Origin of the sequence: Geothrix terrae (assembly GCF_022808775.1) — a bacterium.
GTDB classification, from domain to species: domain Bacteria; phylum Acidobacteriota; class Holophagae; order Holophagales; family Holophagaceae; genus Geothrix; species Geothrix terrae.
In genome coordinates, this window is the sequence record NZ_JAKZLA010000003.1 from 62,007 (window position 1) to 82,930 (window position 20,924).

The following is a 20,924-nucleotide window of genomic DNA, read 5'->3' on the forward strand; positions in this document are numbered from 1 at the left end:
ACGGACCCCGGAGGGTCTCGTAGGACTTTGAGAACCGTTCTCCGGGGATCTTTCATGCGCCATCCGGCCTTGGCCTTCGCCTGCCTGCCCATCCTGGCCTCCCAGGCCCCCCATCCGCCCCACCTGGCCATCCCCCGGCTGGCCCAGGCGCCTTCCATGGCCCGGGACGCGGACCTCTCCACCTGGAAGGATGCCCAGGTCCTCACCGAGTTCGGCATGATCATGCCGGACGACCAGGGCGAGAACCGCTGGCCCACCATTGTCCACGTGGGCTGGGGCCCCGATGCGCTCTACGTCGCCGTGGAAGCCAAGGACCCCGAGCCATCGAAGATCCACGCCGCCCGCCACATGCGCGACACCAACAACGGCGACTTCGACTTCGTGGGCGTGGACCTGGACCCCTCCGGCAAAGGCCAGAGCATCGTCCGCTTTTTCGTGACGCCCCTGGGCGGCCAGATCGACGAGATCATGACAGACAGCACCGGCGAGAACGCCTCCTACGACTGCCTCTGGGATTCCACCGGCGTGCTGACGCCGGACGGCTACGTCGTGAAGATGCGCATTCCCTACAGCAGCTTGCGCCGGCGACCCGGCGACTGGGCCTTCCGCATCCTGCGCATCATCCCCCGGGAACGGCGCTACGGCATCTCCTGGCCGCGCATGAGCAAGGACGTGCAGTGCGACATCTGCCAGATGGCCCGGGTCTCCGGCGCCCCGGTGGACAAGCCCGGCTCACCCTTCCTGGTGATCCCCTTCGCCACCTACACCCGCGCCCAGTCGCTGGAGACCAACCCGTCGGCCCCCGTGGAATCCAAGGCCCGCCTGGGCATGGATGTCCGCTACGCCACCACCGCCCTCACCTTCGAAGGCACCTACCGGCCCGACTTCGCCACGGCGGACGCGGATGTGGACCCGCTTCAGATCAACAGCCGGTTCAAGGTGTTCTATCCCGAGCGCCGGCCCTTCTTCCTGGAGGGCATGGATCTTCTTTCCCCTCCGGCGGCCCAGCGGCAGTTCTTCAGCCGCTCCATCCAGAGCCCCCTCTACGGCCTGAAGGCCTCGGGCCAGGGCTCGCTGGCCAGCTGGACCATGCTCCACGCCAAGGACGAGGATGGCGGCCTCATGCTGAGCGCCAACGGCGCCCAGGGCGTCGAGGGTCTGCCCACCCAGGACACGGCGGCCGCGCTGCGCTTCCAGTTGGACGGGCGCGGCTCGGGCCTCTCCTTCCTCGGCACGGACAAGCGCCTGCAGGGCGGGCCGGATGCCGCCGGCGGGCTGATCGGCGGCCAGAGCGGCGGCCTCTATCTGGATCAGTACCTGGGCTCCGAATTCCACTTCATCGGCAGCGCCATGACCGCCACCTCGCACCTCCCCCAGGCCGATGGCAGCCTCCTCTCCCAGCGCGGCACCTCCACCTCCGCCGAGCTGGACTGGAACACCCGCCACTGGTTCGCCACCGCCGTCAGCCAGACCACCAGCCCCGGCCTGGTGCTGGTCTCGGGGTTCACCGATCTCCGAGGCTACCGCCAGCAGAACGGGACCTTCGGCTGGCAGAGCAACTGGAATGGGGGGAAGCTCTCCCAGGCGAACCTCTACCTGCGCGCACGCCGCCTCGTGTGGTGGGATGGAAATCCCTTCGACCGCGCCGTGGGCCTGAGCACCTATGTGGAGACCGCCGACCGCTGGGCCTGGAGCCTGGACTGGGACATCGCGGGGCGCACCTGGGCGGACGACGAGGTGACCTCCAACGCCACCCGCAATATCAACATGGCCCTGAGCTGGAAGAAGCTCAGCTGGGCCCAGATGCTGGTGCGGGTCATCCACGGGCGCACCATCGACCTGGCCTCGGGGGCCCCGGCACGCATCCACACCCTCAGCTTCAGTTCCCATGGCGCCATCGGGGATGTGTGCTACGACCTCTCCGCACAGAAGACCGAGCTGAACCGCGAGTCCGACGACCTGCTGCTCGTGCGGGCGCGGAAGCTGGCCGCCACGGCCACCTACCAGATGCCGCGGTTCTTCTACCTGAAGACCCAGGCGTTCGTGGTGCGGTACGGCGGCTCCGAGATCGACGGCGTGGACAAATTCCTCAAGGCCTTCCTGGGCTGGCAGCCCAATGCCTTCACCAATGCCTACCTGGGCTGGTCCGGCCAGCGGCGGCGCGACCCCCTCGCCATCCTGCCCACCGAGCGCATGGTGGAGCGGGGCGTGTTCGCCAAGCTGGCCTACGCCATGCAGTTTTGAGAGGTCTCTCGAAGGCAAGAATTTGGGAACGCGAAGGAAAGCGGAGAAACGGAGGAGAGCGGAGGAAATGAAGATATTTCCGCTTTCCTCGGCCCCTACCCTTTCCTCAGCTTTCTGAATTCCTCTTCCACCCATGAGCCGGCACCATGGGCCAGGTACACTGGGCGGATGCTGGAATTCAGGGAGGTCACCCGCGCCTACGAACTCGGCGGCGAGCGCGCCGGCGTGTTCGGCGTGTCGCTGGCGGTTCCGAAGGGCTGCCTGGCGGTGCTGGCGGGCCCCAGCGGCAGCGGCAAGACCACCCTTCTCCAGCTGGCGGGCCTCCTGGACCAGCCCGACGGGGGCGCCGTCCTCCTGGATGGACAGGAGGTGTCCAGCCTCTCTGAGCGCGAACGCTGCGGCCTCCGCCTATCCCGGCTGGGCTTCGTGTTCCAGGCCTTCAACCTGGTGCCCGTGCTCACGGCCCTGGAGAACGCCATGCTGCCCCTGCAGCTTCAGGGCCTGCCCGAGGACGAGGCCCGCCGCCGGGCCGAGGCGGCCCTCAAGCGTGTCGGGCTCTCGGACCGCCTGCACCATCGCCCCGGCCAGCTCAGCGGCGGCCAGCAGCAACGCGCTGCCATCGCGCGCGCCCTGGCTCCCGATCCCCTCCTGGTGCTGGCGGACGAGCCCACCGCCAGCCTCGACCACGCCCACGGCGGTCCCCTCATGGACCTCATGGCCGAGCTGGCCGCCGAGCGGGGCGCCACATTCCTGGTGGCCAGCCATGATCCCGCTGTCATCGCCCGCGCCGATCATGTCTTCCGCCTCGCCGACGGGCGGCTCATCGAGGAGGAGCACCGGTGATCCTCGCCCGCCTGGCCCTCCGGAACCTGCTGCGCCAGCGGCGGCGCACGGCGCTGACGCTCATGGTGGTGGTGGCGGGCTTCCTGGCCCTGAGCCTGGCCGGAGGCTTCATGGCGCAGACCTTCCAGGGCCTTGCCGATGGCGCCATCCGCGGGGGCCTGGGCCACCTGCAGGTGATGGCCCCCGGCGCACTGGAGGGTGACGAGGCCCAGAGCCTGGAGAAGGCCCTGCCCGAAGGCGAGGCCTTGGCAGCGCAGCTCCGGCAGGACCCCGCCGTGGCGGAGGTGCTACCCCGCATCCAGTTCATGGGCCTGCTCAGCAGCGGCCCGAAGAGCGTGGCCTTCCTGGGCACCGCCGTGGATCCGGCCCTGGAGCCGAAGCACATGGCCTGTCTGGACGCCCTGAAGGATGGAGCCAAGGCCCGCGGCGGCGGGGGCTCGCGCTGGCTGTCCACGGATCCGGCCGCCCGCGAGGTGATTCTCGGCACGGGCCTGGCCCGGAGCCTGGGGGCCTCCGTGGGCAGCCTGCTCACCCTCATGTCCACCACCAGGGACGGCGCGCTCAACGCCCTGGATGTGGAAGTCGTCGGCCTCCAGGACCAAGGCCTGAAGGAGCTGAACGACCGGGTCCTCACCGTGGGCCTCGCCACGGCCACCCAGCTGCTGGACGCGGGCCCGGCCCGCTCGCGGCTCTCGGTCGTGTTGAAGCGTCCCGGCGACACGGCCGCCGAGCAGGCGCGGCTCCAGGCCCTGCTACCCGGAACCACGGTGAAGCCCTGGTTCGAGCTGGCCTCCTTCTATCGGCAGGTGAAGCTCCTCTACTACGCCATCTTCGGCTTCATGGGCCTGGTGCTCTTCCTGGTGGTGCTGCTGGCCACGGCCAACACGCTGCTCATGTCCGTCATGGAGCGCGTCCGCGAGTTCGGCGTGCTGCGGGCCATGGGCCTCCGGCCCGGCCAGCTGCTGGCCCTGCTCCAGTGGGAGGGCGCCTTCCTGGGCCTCTTCGGCAGCGCCCTGGGCCTGGCCGCCACCCTACTGCTGCGGGCGGGCCTCAATGCCCTGCACCTCCAGATGCCCGCTCCACCGGGCACCAGCCACGGCTACGAGCTGGACATCCACCTCGTGCCCGGCGTCTACGCCCTGGTGGCCCTGGGCCTTCAGGCCACGCTCCAGGTGAGCGCCCTGTTCCCCGGCCTGAAGGCCGCGAAGCTCCGCATCGTGGAGGCATTGAGACATGTCTGAGCCCCTCGGGTGACTTCGCAGGCTGCGGGGCAGCCTGCGAAGTCGGGACCCGAGGAGGCTCAGAGTCACGACGGTATGGGTCGGAACAGGCTGCGGCAGCCTGCGAAGTCGGGACCCGGGGAGGCTCAGAGTCACGACGGTATGGGTCGGAACAGGCTGCGACAGCCTGCGAAGTCGGGACCCGAGGAGGCTCAGAGTCACGACGGTATGGGTCGGAGCAGGCTGCGACAGCCGGCGAAATCGGGACCCGAGGAGGCTCAGAGTCACGACGGTGTGGGTCGGAGCAGGCTGCGACAGCCGGCGAAGTCGGGACCCGGGGAGGCTCAGAGTCACGACGGTGTGGGTCGGAGCAGGCTGCGACAGCCTGCGAAGTCGGGACCCGAGGAGGCCCAGAGTCACGATGGCGGGGACGCGACAGGCTGGGAAACCGGTATTCGAGCCGATCCATCGCGCGTCGACCTGAGTGGAAGCGCTATTACCTTAGACTGTTGACATGTCGCCTCGAATCGCATTCCTGACTCTTCTCCTCGGCCTCCCCCTTAGGGCCGACGGTGTCGAGGTGGCCCTCGGCGTTTCCGTGGGTCCCACGGCACGGGGGGCGGCCCCGGGGAGTTCGGGCGACAACACGACCGCGTTCCAGGCACGGGTGGGCTGGGACCATGCGGCCTCCCAGATCGAGATGGATCAGTGGCAGGCGCTGGCCCAGGCCGGATCCAGCCATGACCTCCAGTACGCGATGGCAGGCGCCGGATGGCAGAGAAGCTGGTGGACGGAGGAACATGGCCTCCAGGGGGCCCTGGGGGCCGAACTCCGCCTGGAGCGATACGAGGGCCACAGCAGCCTCGCGACCGGCCCCTCCCCGCTGGAAGGCGACCGCGCCTGGATGGTCCGACCTTGGCTGCGGGCCCAAGCGGGGTTCCGCGGCATTCTCATCCCCTTCCTTCCTGGCCGAACGGGTGACCTCCTCGCCCTTCTCACCCGGGGCGGCACCTACGCGCACCCCTTCACCCGTCTGGAATTGGCCGTGCCCCTCTGGCGTCAGGGGGGTGAGGGCCCCAATGGCCTGCTTCGCCGAATGGCTCCGCGATGGGAGGCCTCCGTCCAGTTCGGCATGCGGTTCGGCCGTCCTTCCCGCCTTTGAAGGTTGCGACCCCTGAAGGGGATGACACATGGACGCCACCCAACCCCGATCAACCCGGAGGGCCCCTCGCCCCGCCTGGTGGCTGGCCACGGGCTTCGGCAGCGGCTACCTGAAACCCGCCCCGGGCACCTGGGGCAGCCTGGCGGGACTGGTGGCCTGGCTCCTGCTGGTGTGGATCGTCCGCGGTTGGTCCCTCCCGTCCTGGGTCCTCCTGGCGGCGCCGCCGGCCCTCGCCCTGATGGCCGTGTGGGCGGCGGATGAGGTGGTGAAGGAAACCGGCCAGGAGGATCCCTCCTTCGTCGTGATCGACGAATGGGCCGGCCTCTGGGTCGCCCTCACCCCCCTGCTGTTCACGGTGACGGCCCAGCCCCAGGCCTGGAGCCTGTGGGCGGCGCGGCTGGTGGCCCCCTTCCTGCTCTTCCGCCTCTTCGACATCTGGAAACCCGGGGTCGTGGACCGCGCCCAGCAGCTCCCGGGGGGCTGGGGCGTGGTGATGGACGACGTGCTGGCCGGCCTGCTGGCCGCGCTCATCGTCTGGCCCCTGGACCGCTGGCTGGGCGCCCAGTCGCTCCTGCATCCGGGGCTGTGGCGGTAGCAACAAAACCACTCTCGCAGAGATCGCTGAGGGAGCAGAGAACGCGGAGCATGAACGCCTCTCTCCGCGTGCCTCCGCCATCCTCCGCGCGCTCCGCACGAGTTTTTCAGTCCAGCTTCAACCTGCGGTTTCTTCCAACAGCCGCTTCCACACGGCGGGCTCGCTCAGCCGCCCCGTTTCGTCGAAGTGGCGGCTCTCGATGAGGTAGCGGTAGCCCTGCTCGGTGAGGAAGAGCTGGCGGTTGCGGGCGAACTCCTGCTCGGTGGTGTCGCGGCTGATGAGCGAATAGAAATAGCTCACGTTGCGCTCGCCCTTGGGGCGCAGAATGCGGCCCAGGCGCTGGGCCTCCTCCTGCCGCGAGCCGAAGGTGCCGCTCACCTGGATGGCCACGCTGGCATCCGGCAGGTCGATGGCGAAGTTGGCCACCTTGCTGACGATGAGGATGCGGAGGTCCCCCTCGCGGAACTGCCGGAAGAGTGTCTCGCGCTCCTTCTCCGGCGTCTGGCCGGTCAGCACCGGCGCCCCCAGCCGCTCGCCGATGATGCGGAGCTGCTCGAGATACTGCCCGATGATGAGGATGTTGTCGGTCGGATGCCCCGCCAACAGCTCGTCCATCACGACCATCTTCAGGCTGTTCTCGGAGGCGATGCGGAAGCGCTGGCGCTGGTCCGCCACGGCGTATTCCATCCGCTCGTCCGTGGGCAGGGGGACGCGGATCTCCAGGCAGTGCGCCGTGGCGATGAAGCCGTCCTTCTCCAGCATCTTCCAGGGCACGTCCACCCGCTTGGGGCCGATGAGGCTGAAGACGTCCTCCTCCTTGCCGTCCTCGCGCACCAGGGTCGCCGTGAGACCCAGGCGCCGCTTGGCCTGGAGCTCGGCCACGGCCCGGAACACCGGGGCGGGCAGCATGTGCACCTCGTCATAGATCACCAGGCCCCAGTTGGCGGCCTCGAAAAGCTTGAAGTGCTCGAAGGGGCCGGTCTTGCTCTTGCGGTAGGTGAGGATCTGGTAGGTGGCGATGGTGACGGGCTTGATCTCCTTGGTGTCGCCCGTGTAGAGGCCCACCTGGTCTTCCGTGAGGGTGGTCTTGTCCAGCAGCTCCTGCTTCCACTGCTTCACGGCGGTGCCGTTGGTGGTGAGCACCAGGGTGTGGGTCTGCAGGCTGCCCATGCAGCCGATGCCGATGACGGTCTTGCCGGCTCCGCAGGGAAGCACCAGCACACCGGCGCCACCATCCGGCCCGCCTCCGGCGTGGAAGACATCCACGGCCGCTTGCTGGTAGTGGCGCAGGCCGAAGGGCTTGCCGTTCTGCTTGGTGATGGGCGACAACTCGAAGGGCAGCGGATCGCCGGGCTTGTAGCCGGCCATGTCCTGCACGGGATGGCCCAGGCGGATGAGCTGGAGTTTGGCCTCGCCCCGCATGCCCGTCTGGAGGAAGATGCCCTTCTCGTCCGGGTAGGGCTCCGCCAGCATTCCCTGCAGCGACTTCTGGTTCTCCAGCTCCCAGAAGAGGCCCCGGTCGTCCATCTCCAGGGCCAGGCGGTCCCCCTTGGCCACCAGGCGCAGCTTGCCGTAGCGCGTGCCGTGATCCTCGATCTCCTGTAGCAGGTTCTGGGGTACCGGGTACTTGGACCAGGTGTTCAGCGTCTCGATCATGTCCTGGCAGGCCACGCCGGAGGCCGAGGCGTTCCACAGGCTCAGCGGGGTGATGCGGTAGGTGTGGATATGTTCGGGGCTCTTCACCAGCTCCGCGAACCGAGCCAGCTCGTCGCGCACCTGCTCGAAGGCGGGATGGGCCACCTCGAGCAGCAGGGTGCGATCGCTCTGGACGATCAGGGGATTGTCGGGACGGAGGGCGATCACGGTGGCGGCAGACCCAAACCTCCAGCCTAGGGGCCCCGGGCGGCAGGGTCAACGTGAGGCAGCGGAGGAGGCCCCGGCGGAACCATCTAAAAGCCAACTGGCGCGGTCCTTTGAGTGTCGTATAGTTTGGGATCCCCCAAGGCCCCCGATCTCGTTTCCATCCCGGCCCCCGGGGATTCTTCCTGGAGACGCCATGAACCACCGGGCGACCAAGTTCCTCGCTCTCCTCCTGTTATCGGCTTCCCTGTCGGGACTCGCCGCCCAGGAGGGGAACCCCGGCCAGCGGCGCCTGGACCTGCCCTATCGCCGGAGCCCCCACGCCCTCGGCGGGCACGACCGGGCGGATCTGCGCAGGGAGTGGAACCTTTTCTGGTTCGGCGGAAAGGCCAGCCCGGCCTATCTGGACTACAAGAACCAGCTCGCCGAGCAGCAGACCCGCCTCTGGGCGCCGCGGCGCCTCCAGAGCGCGGGCCCGCTCGTCCAGCCCCTTGCAGGCACACTTCCCGCAGCCCTGGCGAGCGGGCCGGCCGGCATCGGAGGCGCCTGGACGAACCTGGGTCCCTTCTCACAGCTCACCAGCACCACGCCCGACATCGACAGCGGGCGCCCCGTGGCCATCGTGGCCCACCCCACGGCCCCCACCCTCTACCTGGCCACCAGCGGCGGGGGCGTGTTCCGCTGCGACAACGCGGACCCGACCTCCACGACGGACTGGACCTGGACCTCGGTCACGGATGCCCTCCCCACCAGCAGCAGCGGAGGCAACGTCTCCGTGGGCGCCCTGGCCATGAGCCCCGTGGATCCGAACACCCTCTACATGGGGGCCGGGGACTTCTTCGATGCCGAAGGCCGCGGCTTCTTCAAGACCACGGACGGCGGCGCCACCTGGACCGCCGCCCCCCTGAGCAGCCTCGGCACCGCCACCCGCTCCTACGCCATCCTGCCCCTGGACGCCAACCGGATCCTCTGGGCCACCAACGCCGGCCTGCGGATCTCCACCGACGGGGGATCCACCTTCACCGCGGCCGGGGGCGGTCCTGCCACAGGCCAGGCCTGGTCCCTCCAGAAGGTGACGGGCACCGATCTCCTCTGCTCCGTGGAGGTCACCCCCTCTGGTGCCACCAACGGCACCGGCAGCATCTACTACTCCACCAATGCCGGCGCCTCCTGGACCCTGGCCACCCTGCCCAGCCTCACCTTCACGCCGGGCCGCATCACCATCCGGGCCGCGGGCGACGGCGCTACCGCCTACGCCATCCTGGAGGACACCACCACCAACAGCAGCAGCACGACCGTGGCCCGGGGCGTCCTCAAGAGCGTCGACAAGGGCGTGACCTGGACCTGGCAGGCCGCCCCTACGATCAGCGGCGGCCTCTTCCAGGGCACGGGCCCCCAGATGGGCAGTGACGGCGGCCAGGGCTGGTACAACCACGGGCTGGCGGTGGATCCCAACAACCCGCTGCGGGTCTTCGTGGGGGCCAACCTCGCCCTCTACCGCTCGACGGACGGTGGCCTGAGCTGGGTCCAGCTCACCCACTGGTATGGCAGCGGCCACGTCTACGCGCACGCGGACTTCCACGCCACCGCCTGGTCGCCCAATGGGGCCACCCTCTACGTGGGCAACGACGGAGGCCTGGCCGTGGTGCGGGATCCCTTCCGCGCGATCATCCCCACCATCTCCTTCGACACCTCCTTCCTCGACAACCGGCGCAACAAGGGTCTGGCCTCGCACTTGACCTACAACGTGGGCTCCACCACCGCCGCCAGCCCTTCGGATTCGAAGTGGCGGATCTCCCTGGGCATGCAGGACAACGGCACCCGGCTGCGCCAGCCGGCGGTGTCCGGCGGCACCCTCACCGGCACGGAGGGGATCTTCGAAGACGAGATCGGCGGCGACGGGTTCGCCACCCTCTTCCATCCGGTGGACGGCAACCAGGTTCTCGGCAGCATCTACTACACCGACATCTACAAGAGCACCAACGGCGGCTATCCCAACACCAACGGGAGCACGTCGTTCTCCGAATCCATCTCGGGCATCGTGGAGGCCAACAACAAGGACCTGGCCCCCTTCGCACCCTACCTCGTCCCCGGCGACACGGCCCACGCCTCGACCGTCTACACCTCCACCAACGGGAAGGTCTACCAGAGCACCACCTTCGGATCCAGCTGGGTGGCTCTCGGCACCGGCGGCCTTCCGGCGCCGCTGGACATGTCCTCCACCACCACGACCAACGAGCTGTTCATCCGCAACCTGGCTGCCTCCGCCAGCGATCCGAACACCCTGGGCATCGCGGCCAACCAGTCGCGGGTCTACCTGACGTCCAGCGGCGGTAGTTCCTGGACCAAGGGCGGAACCCTCCCGGGAAGCGCGTCCTACCTCAGCTGCATCGAGTTCGACCGCACCACCCCCACGACGGTGTACGTGGGATCGGTGGCCCCCAGCAGCACCGCCAACCACCTCTGGAAGAGCACCAACGGCGGAGGCAGCTGGACAGCCATCGACGGCAGCCCAGCGGCCAGCAACGGCTTCCCCTTCGGCATCCCGGTCCACGTGGTGAAGGCCGATCCCCTGGTCGCCAACAAGGTCTACGTGGGCACGGATTTCGGCGTCTACGTGACCAGCGATGGGGGCGCCACCTGGAGCCGGTTCGGCAGCAACCTGCCCCTGGTCGCCACCCGCGACCTCTACATCGCGCCGGACGGCAGCTTCCTCCGCGCCGCCACCTTCGGCCGCGGAGTGTGGGAGTTGCAGACCGCCCAGGTCACCGTGTCGCTGGACCGGACCACGGCCACGGTGAGCCCCTCCGCCAGCACGACCTTCACCGCCACCGTGACCAACTACGCCACCGACAACAAGGCGAACTGGACCGTGTCCAGCGGAGGCGGCAGCGTCAGCCCCGCCCAGACCACCAGCGGCAGCGCCGCCACCTACACGGCCCCGGCCACGCCCGGAGTCTATACCGTCACCGCCGCGAGCAACGAAGTCCCCTCGGCCTCTGCCTCCGCCACCGTATCGGTCTACAACCCCCTGTCCGTGACCGTATCCGTTTCCCCCGCCACGGCGTCCCTCCTGATGGGCGGCACGGCCACCTTCACTGCCACGGTGACGAACGCCCCGAGCCAGGGGGTCAGTTGGTCCGCCAGCGGAGGCACCATCACGGCCAGCGGAGTCTACACGGCTCCTGCCGCGGCCGGGACCTACACCATCACCGCCACCAGCATCTGGCCCGGCACCACCCCCGGGACCGCCTCCGTCACGGTGAAGTCCCTGGATCTGAACGGCGACGGCGTGGTGGATCTGCGGGACCTGCTCTTCTTCGCCAAGTTCTACGGCACCACCAACCCCACCTGCGACCTGAACGGCGATGGGACGGTGGATGACAAGGACCTCGCGATCCTCCTCGGCGGCCTGTGATGGAGAAGCCCATGACCCCGATGACCAAGCTCCTCTCCGGCTCCGCCGCCTTGGCGCTGATGGCCCTGCTCGCCTGCGGCGGCGGGGGCGGCGGATCCTCCGCCCCGGCCACGGCCACCAGCCTGGGCTACACGGACCCGACTTCCGGAACCTACCTGCTCAAGAAGAACGCGGCCCTCTCCACCGCCACGCACCTCGTGCTCGACCTGGTGGGACCCGCGTCCACCACAGGCACCGGTATCACGGCCACCTTCACCGCCGATGCCACCCGGGTGGCCTGGGCCAATGTCGCCGCCGGCGACCCTGCTAACACCTTCGTGCAGAACGGAACGGCCTTCAGCCTCGGAACCGGGCTCCCGATCCTCAAGGGCAAAGTCTCCGGTGGGACCCTCCAGGTCACCGCGGCGCAGAAGGGCACGGCCAGCCCCGTCTCCCTGAACGCCCCCCTGCTGCGGGTGGCCCTGGACCTCCGGGCCTCCCAGTCGCCGGGGGCCGTCTCCCTCGGCGCCGACGGGTCCAAGTGCCAGATGATCGACGGGACCGGAGCCATCGTGGCCCCCATCGCCGTGACCGTGGGGGCCCTCGCCGCCCAGTAAACGGACCTGAGGCCCCGCGATCCGGCCCGCGTGTATCATCAGGTGCCTCCTGCATCAACTCATGCAGTAATCGAATCGCCCCACGGTTCTCCCGGACCCAGCCATTCCGGATCCGCGACGCCCTGGTTCCGGAGCCGCCATGGACCTGCTCGTCCGATGTACCTGCTTCCTGGCCCTGGCCATCTTCCTGGCCTGCGGAGGCGGGGGAGGCTCCTCCACCCCGCCACCCGCGGGACCGTCCATCAGCGGCGTCACTCCCAGCCATGGCAGCCCCGGAACCACGGTGGCCCTCTCCGGAGCCAACCTCCTCGGCGCCACCGCGGTTTCCTTCAACGGCCACCCCGCCTTCTCCTACAACGTGGTGAGCGCCGCCGAGATCGATGCGGTGGTGCCCGGCAATGCGACGACCGGCGCCATCACGATCACCACAGCCAATGGCTCGGCCACTTCGCCGGCCTTCACGGTCGACGCGTTCCAGGCCCCCACCATCGTGTCGTTCACGCCCTCCAGCATCCAGACGGGCACCGTGGTGACGCTGACGGGCACGCACCTCGTAGGCGCCTCCCGGGTCCAGTTCAACGGCGTGGATGCCGCCGCCTTCACGGTCACCAGCGACAGCGGGATGCGGGCCACCGCGCCCGCCGGCCTGACCGCGGGCTTACTGACGGTGACCACGCCCGGCGGCACCGCCACCTCCGCCACCTCGTACACCGTGAGCAGCAAGGTCCAGGTGCTCATGAACACGGGCTTCGAGCAGGCCTCCCCCGTCGTGTGGAAAGGAGACACCGGCACCATCCAGGGCGCGTCGAGCAGTCAGCCCGAGGTGGTGCCGCACAGTGGCACCCAATTCTCCTGGCTGGGCGGATACGGATCCGTGCAATCGGATCGGATCACCCAGGATCTCTATGTCCCGGCGACCGCCCTGAGCGCCACCGCCACGTTCTACATGAAGATCGTCACGGCGGAGCCGAGCGCCGGCGGGGCCAAGGACTACGTCTTCGTGGAGGCGCTGGATGCCTCCGGCAGCTTCCTGGGAACCTTGCTCAGCAAGACCAACCTGGACGCGTCCGACTACAAGGCCTATGCCGTGGACCTGCTCCCCTACAAGGGCCGGATCCTCCGCCTGTCCTTCAAGAGCCAGGAGGATTCCCAGCGGGCCACCAGCTTCCTCCTGGACGATGTCGTGGCCAATATCCAGGCGCCGGGCGCGGATCTCGCTCCCATCATCTCCAGCTTCACGCCCGCCTCCGGCGTCCCCGGGGAAGCGACCGTCCAGATCGCGGGCATGAACTTCTTTGGGGTGACGGGCGTGTCCATCGGGGGCGCCAGCGTGGTTCCGACGCTCACGGACGGGACGAGCCTGGCCGCCGCGGTGCCGACCAACGCCGCCGTCGGGAGCGCGCCCATCCTCATCACCAACGCCCAGGGCACGGGCGCCTCCGCCCAACCCTTCTCGGTGGTCTATGGCACCCCGGCCGTCACCGGCATGAACCCCACCCAGGGCCCGGTCGGAACGCCGGTGGTCATCACGGGCAGCTACCTGGGCTATCCGGGCACCACGCTGACCTTGAGCGGCCAGACCATCCAGCCCACCAGCCTCAGCCCCGCCCAGATCACGTTCACGGTGCCTCCCGGCGCCACGAGCGGCAACCTCGTCATCACCACCCCGGGCGGAACGGTGACGCAGCCATTCACGGTCAACACTGCCAGCACCACCCTCGACCTCCACGTGGAGGCCGTGCAACTCACCCAGAGCACCCAGGACCTGAACGGATCCGTCCCCATCGTGGCCGGGAAGGATGCCCTCATCCGGGTCTTCGTGCTGGCCAACCAGGCCAACACCGCGGCCCCCTCCGTGAAGATCTCGATCATGGACAACAACGCGGTGGCCGTCCCGGGCTATCCGAAAGTCGTCACGCCCGTCCGGTCCAGTGTCCCCACCGCGCTGGATGAATCCAGCCTCACCTCCAGCTGGAACCTGGCCGTTCCGGGGACGGATCTCACGACCACGGGACCCAACGGTGTCTACCTGATCAGCGCCGAGGTGGACGCGGCCGGCGCCATCCCGGAGGCCGACAAATCCAACAACACCCAGGTGCGCAGCTTCAGCGGGATCGCCGTCCCCATCTTCCGCACCACCATCTTCCCGGTCGCGCTTTCCACCGGCACCGGGAACATCACCGAGGCCAACAAGGGCACATGGGTCGCCCGGCTCGCCAAGATGTATCCCGTGGCCGGCGTGGACGTCGCCGTGGGCGCCACCTTCACCTCCTCGGTGACCCTCAAGGAGGACGGCACCGGCTGGGACACGCTGCTCAGCGACCTCACGGCCAAGCACCTGGCCGATGCCGCTATCGACCCCACCGTAAGCGGCCGCTACTACTTCGGCGCCCTGGACATCTCCTACAGCTCCGGCGTCGCCGGTGTCGGGTGGGCACCCTACGCCAGCAGCCCCTTCCAGTACCGCACCGCCATCGGGTGGGACAAGACCGGCTACCAGGACGGGGGCAACTTCCCCGAAGTGTTCGCCCACGAGACCGGCCACAACATGGGCCGGCACCACAGCCCCTGCGGCAATGCGGCCGATGTCGATCCGGACTACCCCTACGCGGGCGGGAACATCGGCGCATGGGGCTACGACACCACGGCGGGCCTGCTGAAGGCTCCGGCAACCTACAAAGACATCATGGGCTACTGCTCGCCCAACTGGGTCAGCGACTACGTCTACAAGAAGATCCTCGACTTCAGGAGCGGCCCCGGCGGCCTCATCAGGGGCACCGACGAGGACGCGCCGCTTCCTCAGACCCAGTCCACGCCCCGGGAGTGCCTGATCGTCCGGGGGATCGTCCACGCGGACGGGCAGGTCGACCTCCTTCCAGCCTTCCGCACCCGGTCGCTCCCCACCATCGCTCCCCGCTCGGGGGACTACTCGCTGGAAGGCGTGGATCCGAAGAACCAGACGGTCTTCACCACGCCCGTCGAGCTCATGGATCTCGGCTGCTGGCCCAAGGGCCGGGAACGCCACTTCGTCATGGCGCTGCCGCTCGAGGCGGCCACCCTGGACGCCATCACTGGGCTGCGAGTGGTGAAGGAGGGCAAGATCCTCACCAGCCTCCGCGCCACGTCCGCGGAAGCGCCGGCACCCGAATTCCGGCGCTTGCAGGACGGAAAGGTGCAGGTCACCTGGGATGTGTCGGTCCATCCGGCCATCCTGGTCCGGGAGGCGGATTCCGGCGAAGTCGTCGCCATCCTCTCGGGAGGCCGTCAGACGTTCGCGACCCGGTCGAAGCGGTTCGATCTGGTCCTCAGCGATGGCGTGGCGGGGCGGACGCTCCATCTCAAGGCCCCTGAATAGGGCGTCTGCGCTCACGCAGAAAAACCATCCAGCGTGGCGGACATTTTTTCCGCGTGAGCGTTCAGGGGTTCCGTGGGACACTGGAGGATCATCTGTATTCAGGTGTCCATGGCGCTTACCCACTACCAGCTCCTCTCGAACTGCTCGGATGAGCAGCTCAGGACCATCTGTGAGCGACGCCGGCTGCCCATCCCCCTCCGGTGGGAGGATGAGGCCGAGGGGCGCGTGCGGCTGCTCAAGACCATGGTGTTCCACCTGGAGGACCACAAGCGCCTGGCGGACACCCTCGCGGACCTGGACAGCGGATCCCTGGTGGCCCTCAAGCACCTGGCAGGCGAGGGCGTCATGCCAGCCCCGCCGGTGGTCGAGTCTCTCCACGCCCTCGGATTGATCCTTCCCGATGGCGAGGACTGGGCCGTGGCCGAGCGTGTGGCCGACGCCCTCGACGACTTCGACGACGGCGCCCTGAACTTCCAGGCCCCGGAGGGCGTGAAGCTGCGGCCCGCCGAACCCTTCCGGTTCTCCCTGGCCCTCACCAGCGTGCTGCTCCGCTGCGTGGCGGGCCTCCGGGTGCTGAAGGGCGGGCTCCCCGCCAAGAAGGAGCTGGGCCAGCTCATGCAGCGCAACGCCATGCTGCACGAAGAGCAGGACGCCACCCTGCTGTTCACCCTGCTGCATCGCCTGGGCCTGCTGTGGAGCCGCGAGGGCCGCGTGGAGACCCTGCTCCCCGCAGTGACCAGCCACCCGCCCCGCTGGGTAGCCGAGCGCGCCTTCGCCAGCCTCCTGGAACATGACCTCAAGGCCTGGGGCATGCCCCCGGCGGAGGACCGCCACTTCCTCATGCAGCACCTGCTGGAGCGGCGGGGCCAGGCCCTGGCCGTCCAGCCCTTCCTCGCCTTCCTGAAGACCCTCCATCCCCTCGACGAGGAGCGCACCCGCGCCGTGTTCCTGCCCTTCCTGGGCCGCATGGGCATCATCCAGGGTGACGAGGGCTTCGCGCACCTGAAGCTCACGGAGCACGGCGAGGCCCTGGCCCATGAGTACCTGCTGCGGGACCTGAAGGGCACCGCCGCCCACTGGCAGCCGCTGGAGATCGATCAGCCGATGATCCTCCAGCCCACCCTGGAGCTTCTGACGCCCCTGCTCCAGAATCCCCACCGCCTGCTCCAGCTGGCCCAGCTGGCCGACGTGGAGGCCCTGGATGCCATGGGCACCTTCCGCGTGGCCCACGCCACCCTGGTGCGCGCCCTGGATGCCGGCGTGCCGCTGGAGGAGCTGGGCCGCCGCCTGGGCGCCTCCACCCAGACCCTGCCCCAGCCCCTGCTCCAGCTGCTGGAGGATCTCTCCCGCCGCGTGGGCGAGGTGGAGGTGCACCAGGGCGTGCGCCTCGTGCGGGCCCGCACGACCCACCTGGCGGACGAGCTGAAGCTGCGCCCCGAGCTGGCCCCGCTCAAGCTGGCCTCGCTGTCCGACACGGTGCTCGAGGTGCGCGGCGACGGCAACGCCCATGCCCTGCTCAAGCAGGCAGGCTTCATGCCCAAGCCCGGCCGCTTCCTGGCCCTGAGCGTGGATGCGGACGAGAAGTTCTACCTCTGGGCCCTGGCGGCCCTGGCCTTCGTGGACGAGAAGGGCATGAACCACCACCTGGAGCCCGTGCAACAGATGGTGCGCTCGGCCCTCCAGAAGCTCCACGACGAGGATCCGGCCCTCTACCAGGAGGTCCAGCGGCGCATCCCCATGCTGCATCTGGGCGGCGAGGATCAGCTGGCCGAGGAGGTGCAGCGAATCCTCGAATACGCCGCGGGCCACACCCTCATGGTGGAGCTCACCTACCTGCCCCCGGCCGCCCACCGCACGCAGCTGCGGAGGGTCTCGCCCCGCACCATCCAGGAGGACCACCTGCTGGCCTTCTGCCACCTCCACCAGGAGGAGATGGCCTTCCGGCTCACCCGCATCCAGGGCGTGAAGCTGCTCAACGAGCGGGGCTGGACTCCGGCCAATCACAGCCAGGCAGGTTGATCTTCTCCGGGGGCTCTCTCCCCGCCACGCATGGGTGGCTGGGGTCTAGAGGCCCGCTTCGCGCACGCCCCCGGCCCCCAAGAGAAGAGCCGGCTTGGCCGGCTCTTCTCTTCCCCCATCCCCATCGACTCCGTACTGCGGCTACTGCTGGGGCTTGCCCTTCACCCGCTGGTAGTCGTCACCCTGGAACCTCAGGGGCTTCTCCACGGGAATGACCAGGTAGGGTTCGGCCTTCCGGCCACCCTGCTTCGATGCCAACTGAAGCTGCTGCTGGACTTCTTCCTTCGCCTGACGTTCCTTGGCCACCTCGGCGGCGTGGACGGCAGCCATGCGGGTCATTTCCTGCTCCTGGCGCTGGGCCTGGAGCGCGAGCCCGTCGGCCCGGTGCTTCTGCTGGAAGCCCCAGGCGCCCAGGCCGGTCAGGACGGCCAGCAGGGGCAGGGCCGCGGCGGCCAGCAAGCCCCAGGTGGGCCGCTTGCGCTCGGTGCGGCGGCGGCGCTGGGCCTCCCGGCGCAGGTCGCTGGCCAGGGCGGTCAGCTCGGCCGTGGGGGCCGCGGGAGCGCTGGCGATGACGGGCCCAAGGCCCAGAAGGTCGCGGAGTTCCGCCCGCAACTGGACATCCTCGGCGGGTTCGAAACGCCGGGCGGGATCAGACCAGGACATGCACGCCTCCAGAGGGGTTGAGCTGATCTTTGAGCTGGGCCTTGGCCCGGTGGATGCGGGTCTTCACGGTGGCCTCGGGAATGCCGAGGATGTCCGCGATCTCCCGGATGGACAGGCCCTCCACCACGAAGAGCCACAGGGCCTCGCGGAAGGTGGGTGACAGCAGGCGCATCCGCTCCCGGACTTCCTGGTTCAGCACCAGGTCGTCCGCGCCGCCGGCCAGGCCGGGCTCGGATACAGCCTCCAGGCTGAGGTTCTGGTTCTTCATGGGGCGGCGCTCGGTGAGGGACAGGGTGCGGACGGTGCCATACAGGAAGGCGGTGGGGTGTTCCACGCGCTCCTCCCGCTGCATGAGAATGACGAAGGCCTCCTGGGCGATGTCCTCGGGAAAGACCGCTCCATAGCGGCGGGCATAGCTCACCAGCCGGGGATAGAGCTCCGCGAAGGCGCCATGGAAGGCCTCCTCGCTGCCGAACGGGGTTTCCTGGGGGGACTGCTCCATGCAAGGGCTCCGACGCTCTAGGATGCCCCAACCGGAGGCGAAGTTCCGGGCTAGGCTGGAAGGGTGACGGACCACCCGCTTCAAGCCTGGCGCGACACCCTGGAGGACCTGGGGGTGATGGGCCTTATCCGCGAACCGGCCGCCACCCCGGAACCGGCCCTTCCGGCCCCCGGGCCGCGCCCGGCCTCCCGCCCGACTCCACGGCCGGCCCCCCTGCCGCCCACGCGGCCGGCCGCGGCCTCTCCCCGGTCCGGGGCCCCGTCGGCGGCCCCATCGGCACCTTATGTCCGCCCCACGGATCCCATCGGCTGCCCGCCTCCGGAGGCGGTGGCCGCAGCGGCCTCCCTGGCGGACCTGGAGCGGGCCATCCAGGGCTGTCTGGCCTGCCCTCTGGGCCCGGGGCGCCTGAAGTTCGTGTTCGGTGAAGGGGACCCCAGGGCCCGGCTCCTGTTCGTGGGCGAGGGACCCGGCCGGGACGAGGATCTGCAGGGCCGCCCCTTCGTGGGCAAGGCCGGCGAGCTGCTGGACAAGATGATCGGCGCCATCGGGCTGAGACGCGAAGAGACCTACATCGCGAACGTGGTGAAGTGCCGCCCCCCCGACAACCGCACGCCCGCCCCCGACGAGGCCCGGGCCTGCCTGGGCTACCTGCACCGCCAGATCGAACTGATCCAGCCCGCCGTCATCGTCACCCTCGGCGCCACGCCCCTGCGGGAGCTGGTGGGCGTCGCCGAAGGCATCACGAAGGTGCGGGGCCAGTGGAAGCGCGTGCGGGTCGGGGGCCGCGAGATCCCCGTCATGCCCACCTTCCACCCCGCCTACGTGCTGCGCCAGTACACCCAGGATGTCCGCCGCGCCGTGTGGGAGGACCTCAAAGCGGCGAAGGAGTGGGTGGATAAGGCCGCAGACGCGTAATCATCCACTTCTCCGGCCCGGCCAGAGGAGAGGCCTGAGCCCGAAGGGCGAAGAAAGCGGCGAAGGCGTGGATCGATCAAGCCGACAGCCGACAGCTGAGAGCCTGTCCCCACCTGTGTCATGCTAGGCCCAGCTTTCGAGGTCGGCCCATGCGTCTTGTGAACGTGTTCTTCTTCGTGCTCCTGGCCTTCGTGCTCTTCGTGCTGGGCAACCTGTACCTCACGAACCACGACCTGCTGGTGCGCGAAGTCGTCATCTTCGGCGAGGACATCAAGATCCAGAGCGTGATCCTCCTGGCCTTCCTGCTCGGCTTCCTGCTGAACGTGCTCTACACCGGCATCATGGAGCTGGTGCGCCTGATCCGAGGCCTGAGCGAATCCGCCGACACCCGCCTGGTGAAGCGGATCTCGGAGCGCGTGCAGGATGCCCGCGACCTCGTGGCCCACGGCCTGCCGCGCGAGGCGAAGACGATCCTGGAGGGCATCCTGGAGCAGCGCAAGGAGCACGTGCCGGCCCGCATGCTGATGGGCGAGGTGCTCCTGAAGACGGGCCACCCCGAAGAGGCGGTGAAGCTCTTCCGGGACCTCTGCGAGGAGGACCACGATCAGGTGGAGGCCCGCTACCAGCTGGCCGAGGCCCTGATGGCCGTGCGGAATCCCGAGGCGGCCCTGGGCGTCCTCAAGAAGCTGGCCTCCGATGAACCCAAGAAGGCCCTGCGCGCGCTGCGGCGCATGCGGGCCATCCACATGGATGCCCAGCGCTGGGACGAGGCGGTGGAGACCCACAAGAAGCTGCAGGCGAACTTCCCCGCCGAACTCACCCAGGGCGAGAAGGCCCAGGGCGCGGCCCTGGCCTACCAAGCCGGCCTGGCCAAGGTCGAGGCGGACCAGTTCAAGGACGCCGCCCAGATCTTCCAGCAGGTCATCAAGGACGAGCCGGACTTCGTGCCCGCCTACCTCAGCCTCGGCCGCTGCATGATCCTCCAGGACCAGGAGGCCCAGGGTCTGGAGATCTGGCTGGAGGGCTTCCGCAAGACCGGCGAAGGCACCTTCCTGCAGGAGATCGAGGACTACTTCATCCAGCTGGGCCGCCCCGAGGACGGCCTCGCCCTCATGCGGAAGGTGGCCGCCACCTCCAAGCACGCCACCACGGCCAAGTTCTTCCTGGGCAAGATGCTCTACCGCCTGGAGATCCTCGACGAGGCCCTGGACCTGTTCCAGGAGGTGCGCAGCCAGGTGGTCTATAGCCCCATCCTGTTCTTCTTCATGGCCAAGATCCACAGCCGCCGGGCCCGCCTGGACGCCGCCCTCAACGAGTACCGCCAGCTGCTGCGCAACCTGGGCGTCCTCAAGTTCCGCTTCGAGTGCGCCGTCTGCGGCCACAAGACCCAGGACTACGTGGACCGCTGCGACAGCTGCGGCAGCTGGAACAGCAGCCACTTCCTCTTCAAGGAAAGCGATCTGCCCGAGAACCCCGTCCGGGGAGAATCGGGGAGCTGGATGGCGATGCTCTGACGGGTCAAAAATGGCGCT

The 20,924-nt window shown here is 68.9% G+C and carries 14 protein-coding genes; 11 read left to right on the plus strand and 3 right to left on the minus strand.

What is annotated here, in order from left to right; genetic code table 11:
- Positions 1 to 54 precede the first annotated feature (54 nt).
- From MLE42_RS06265 to MLE42_RS06285, 5 genes are all read left to right on the plus strand, one after another.
- Positions 55 to 2,244, plus strand: a complete 2,190-nt coding sequence (locus MLE42_RS06265; protein WP_243287031.1) for a DUF5916 domain-containing protein — start codon at positions 55 to 57, stop codon at positions 2,242 to 2,244.
- 168 nt (positions 2,245 to 2,412) lie between these two features.
- Complete coding sequence (locus tag MLE42_RS06270; protein WP_243287032.1) at positions 2,413 to 3,087, plus strand: ABC transporter ATP-binding protein; 675 nt, start codon at positions 2,413 to 2,415, stop codon at positions 3,085 to 3,087.
- Positions 3,084 to 4,328, plus strand: coding sequence for an ABC transporter permease (locus MLE42_RS16275; protein WP_243287033.1), 1,245 nt, complete (start codon positions 3,084 to 3,086; stop codon positions 4,326 to 4,328). The genes MLE42_RS06270 and MLE42_RS16275 overlap by 4 nt, the downstream gene beginning before the upstream one ends.
- A 559-nt stretch (positions 4,329 to 4,887) precedes the next feature.
- Positions 4,888 to 5,469 (plus strand): hypothetical protein, encoded by a 582-nt coding sequence (locus tag MLE42_RS06280; RefSeq protein WP_243287034.1) that lies wholly within the window; start codon positions 4,888 to 4,890, stop codon positions 5,467 to 5,469.
- A gap of 28 nt (positions 5,470 to 5,497) precedes the next feature.
- Entirely contained in the window at positions 5,498 to 6,064 is a 567-nt protein-coding gene (locus MLE42_RS06285) for a phosphatidylglycerophosphatase A family protein (RefSeq protein WP_243287035.1), read from the plus strand.
- Between the two features lie 117 nt (positions 6,065 to 6,181).
- Here the strand turns inward: MLE42_RS06285 and MLE42_RS06290 are convergent, their stop codons facing one another.
- A complete protein-coding gene (locus MLE42_RS06290; RefSeq protein WP_243287036.1) occupies positions 6,182 to 7,927 on the minus strand; it encodes a DNA repair helicase XPB in 1,746 nt (581 codons plus the stop codon).
- A gap of 193 nt (positions 7,928 to 8,120) precedes the next feature.
- Between MLE42_RS06290 and MLE42_RS06295 the strand changes: the two genes are divergently transcribed.
- The 4 genes from MLE42_RS06295 (at position 8,121) to MLE42_RS16055 (ending at position 17,312) form a co-directional block, all read left to right on the plus strand.
- Complete coding sequence (locus MLE42_RS06295) at positions 8,121 to 11,342, plus strand: dockerin type I domain-containing protein (protein ID WP_243287037.1); 3,222 nt, start codon at positions 8,121 to 8,123, stop codon at positions 11,340 to 11,342.
- Between the two features lie 11 nt (positions 11,343 to 11,353).
- Complete coding sequence (locus MLE42_RS06300; protein WP_243287038.1) at positions 11,354 to 11,938, plus strand: hypothetical protein; 585 nt, start codon at positions 11,354 to 11,356, stop codon at positions 11,936 to 11,938.
- A gap of 139 nt (positions 11,939 to 12,077) precedes the next feature.
- Entirely contained in the window at positions 12,078 to 15,293 is a 3,216-nt protein-coding gene (locus MLE42_RS06305) for an IPT/TIG domain-containing protein (protein WP_243287039.1), read from the plus strand.
- Positions 15,294 to 15,401: 108 nt separating this feature from the next.
- Positions 15,402 to 17,312, plus strand: a complete 1,911-nt coding sequence (locus MLE42_RS16055; RefSeq protein ID WP_275975795.1) for a helicase-associated domain-containing protein — start codon at positions 15,402 to 15,404, stop codon at positions 17,310 to 17,312.
- 141 nt (positions 17,313 to 17,453) lie between these two features.
- Here the strand turns inward: MLE42_RS16055 and MLE42_RS06315 are convergent, their stop codons facing one another.
- Positions 17,454 to 17,975: a hypothetical protein gene (locus MLE42_RS06315; RefSeq protein WP_243287040.1), complete on the minus strand. Its 522-nt coding sequence runs from the start codon at positions 17,973 to 17,975 to the stop codon at positions 17,454 to 17,456.
- Positions 17,962 to 18,477: an RNA polymerase sigma factor gene (locus tag MLE42_RS06320; protein WP_243287041.1), complete on the minus strand. Its 516-nt coding sequence runs from the start codon at positions 18,475 to 18,477 to the stop codon at positions 17,962 to 17,964. The genes MLE42_RS06315 and MLE42_RS06320 overlap by 14 nt, the downstream gene beginning before the upstream one ends.
- Positions 18,478 to 18,540: 63 nt before the next feature.
- Here MLE42_RS06320 and MLE42_RS06325 point away from each other — a divergent pair, with 63 nt between their 5' ends.
- Positions 18,541 to 19,392: a uracil-DNA glycosylase gene (locus MLE42_RS06325; protein WP_243287042.1), complete on the plus strand. Its 852-nt coding sequence runs from the start codon at positions 18,541 to 18,543 to the stop codon at positions 19,390 to 19,392.
- 149 nt (positions 19,393 to 19,541) lie between these two features.
- On the plus strand, positions 19,542 to 20,906 hold the full coding sequence (locus tag MLE42_RS16060) for a tetratricopeptide repeat protein (RefSeq protein ID WP_275975764.1): 1,365 nt from the start codon (positions 19,542 to 19,544) through the stop codon (positions 20,904 to 20,906).
- Positions 20,907 to 20,924: the final 18 nt, after the last annotated feature.

Bases quoted from the DNA above. Each gene is read 5' to 3' on its own strand.
- MLE42_RS06305 (WP_243287039.1), top strand. From the start codon at position 12,078: ATGGACCTGCTCGTCCGATGTACCTGCTTCCTGGCCCTGGCCATCTTC.
- MLE42_RS06295 (WP_243287037.1), top strand. From the start codon at position 8,121: ATGAACCACCGGGCGACCAAGTTCCTCGCTCTCCTCCTGTTATCGGCT.
- MLE42_RS06265 (WP_243287031.1), top strand. From the start codon at position 55: ATGCGCCATCCGGCCTTGGCCTTCGCCTGCCTGCCCATCCTGGCCTCC.
- MLE42_RS16060 (WP_275975764.1), top strand. From the start codon at position 19,542: ATGCGTCTTGTGAACGTGTTCTTCTTCGTGCTCCTGGCCTTCGTGCTC.
- MLE42_RS06300 (WP_243287038.1), top strand. From the start codon at position 11,354: ATGACCCCGATGACCAAGCTCCTCTCCGGCTCCGCCGCCTTGGCGCTG.
- MLE42_RS06285 (WP_243287035.1), top strand. From the start codon at position 5,498: ATGGACGCCACCCAACCCCGATCAACCCGGAGGGCCCCTCGCCCCGCC.
- MLE42_RS06315 (WP_243287040.1), bottom strand. From the start codon at position 17,975: ATGTCCTGGTCTGATCCCGCCCGGCGTTTCGAACCCGCCGAGGATGTC.
- MLE42_RS16055 (WP_275975795.1), top strand. From the start codon at position 15,402: ATGGCGCTTACCCACTACCAGCTCCTCTCGAACTGCTCGGATGAGCAG.
- MLE42_RS06270 (WP_243287032.1), top strand. From the start codon at position 2,413: ATGCTGGAATTCAGGGAGGTCACCCGCGCCTACGAACTCGGCGGCGAG.
- MLE42_RS06320 (WP_243287041.1), bottom strand. From the start codon at position 18,477: ATGGAGCAGTCCCCCCAGGAAACCCCGTTCGGCAGCGAGGAGGCCTTC.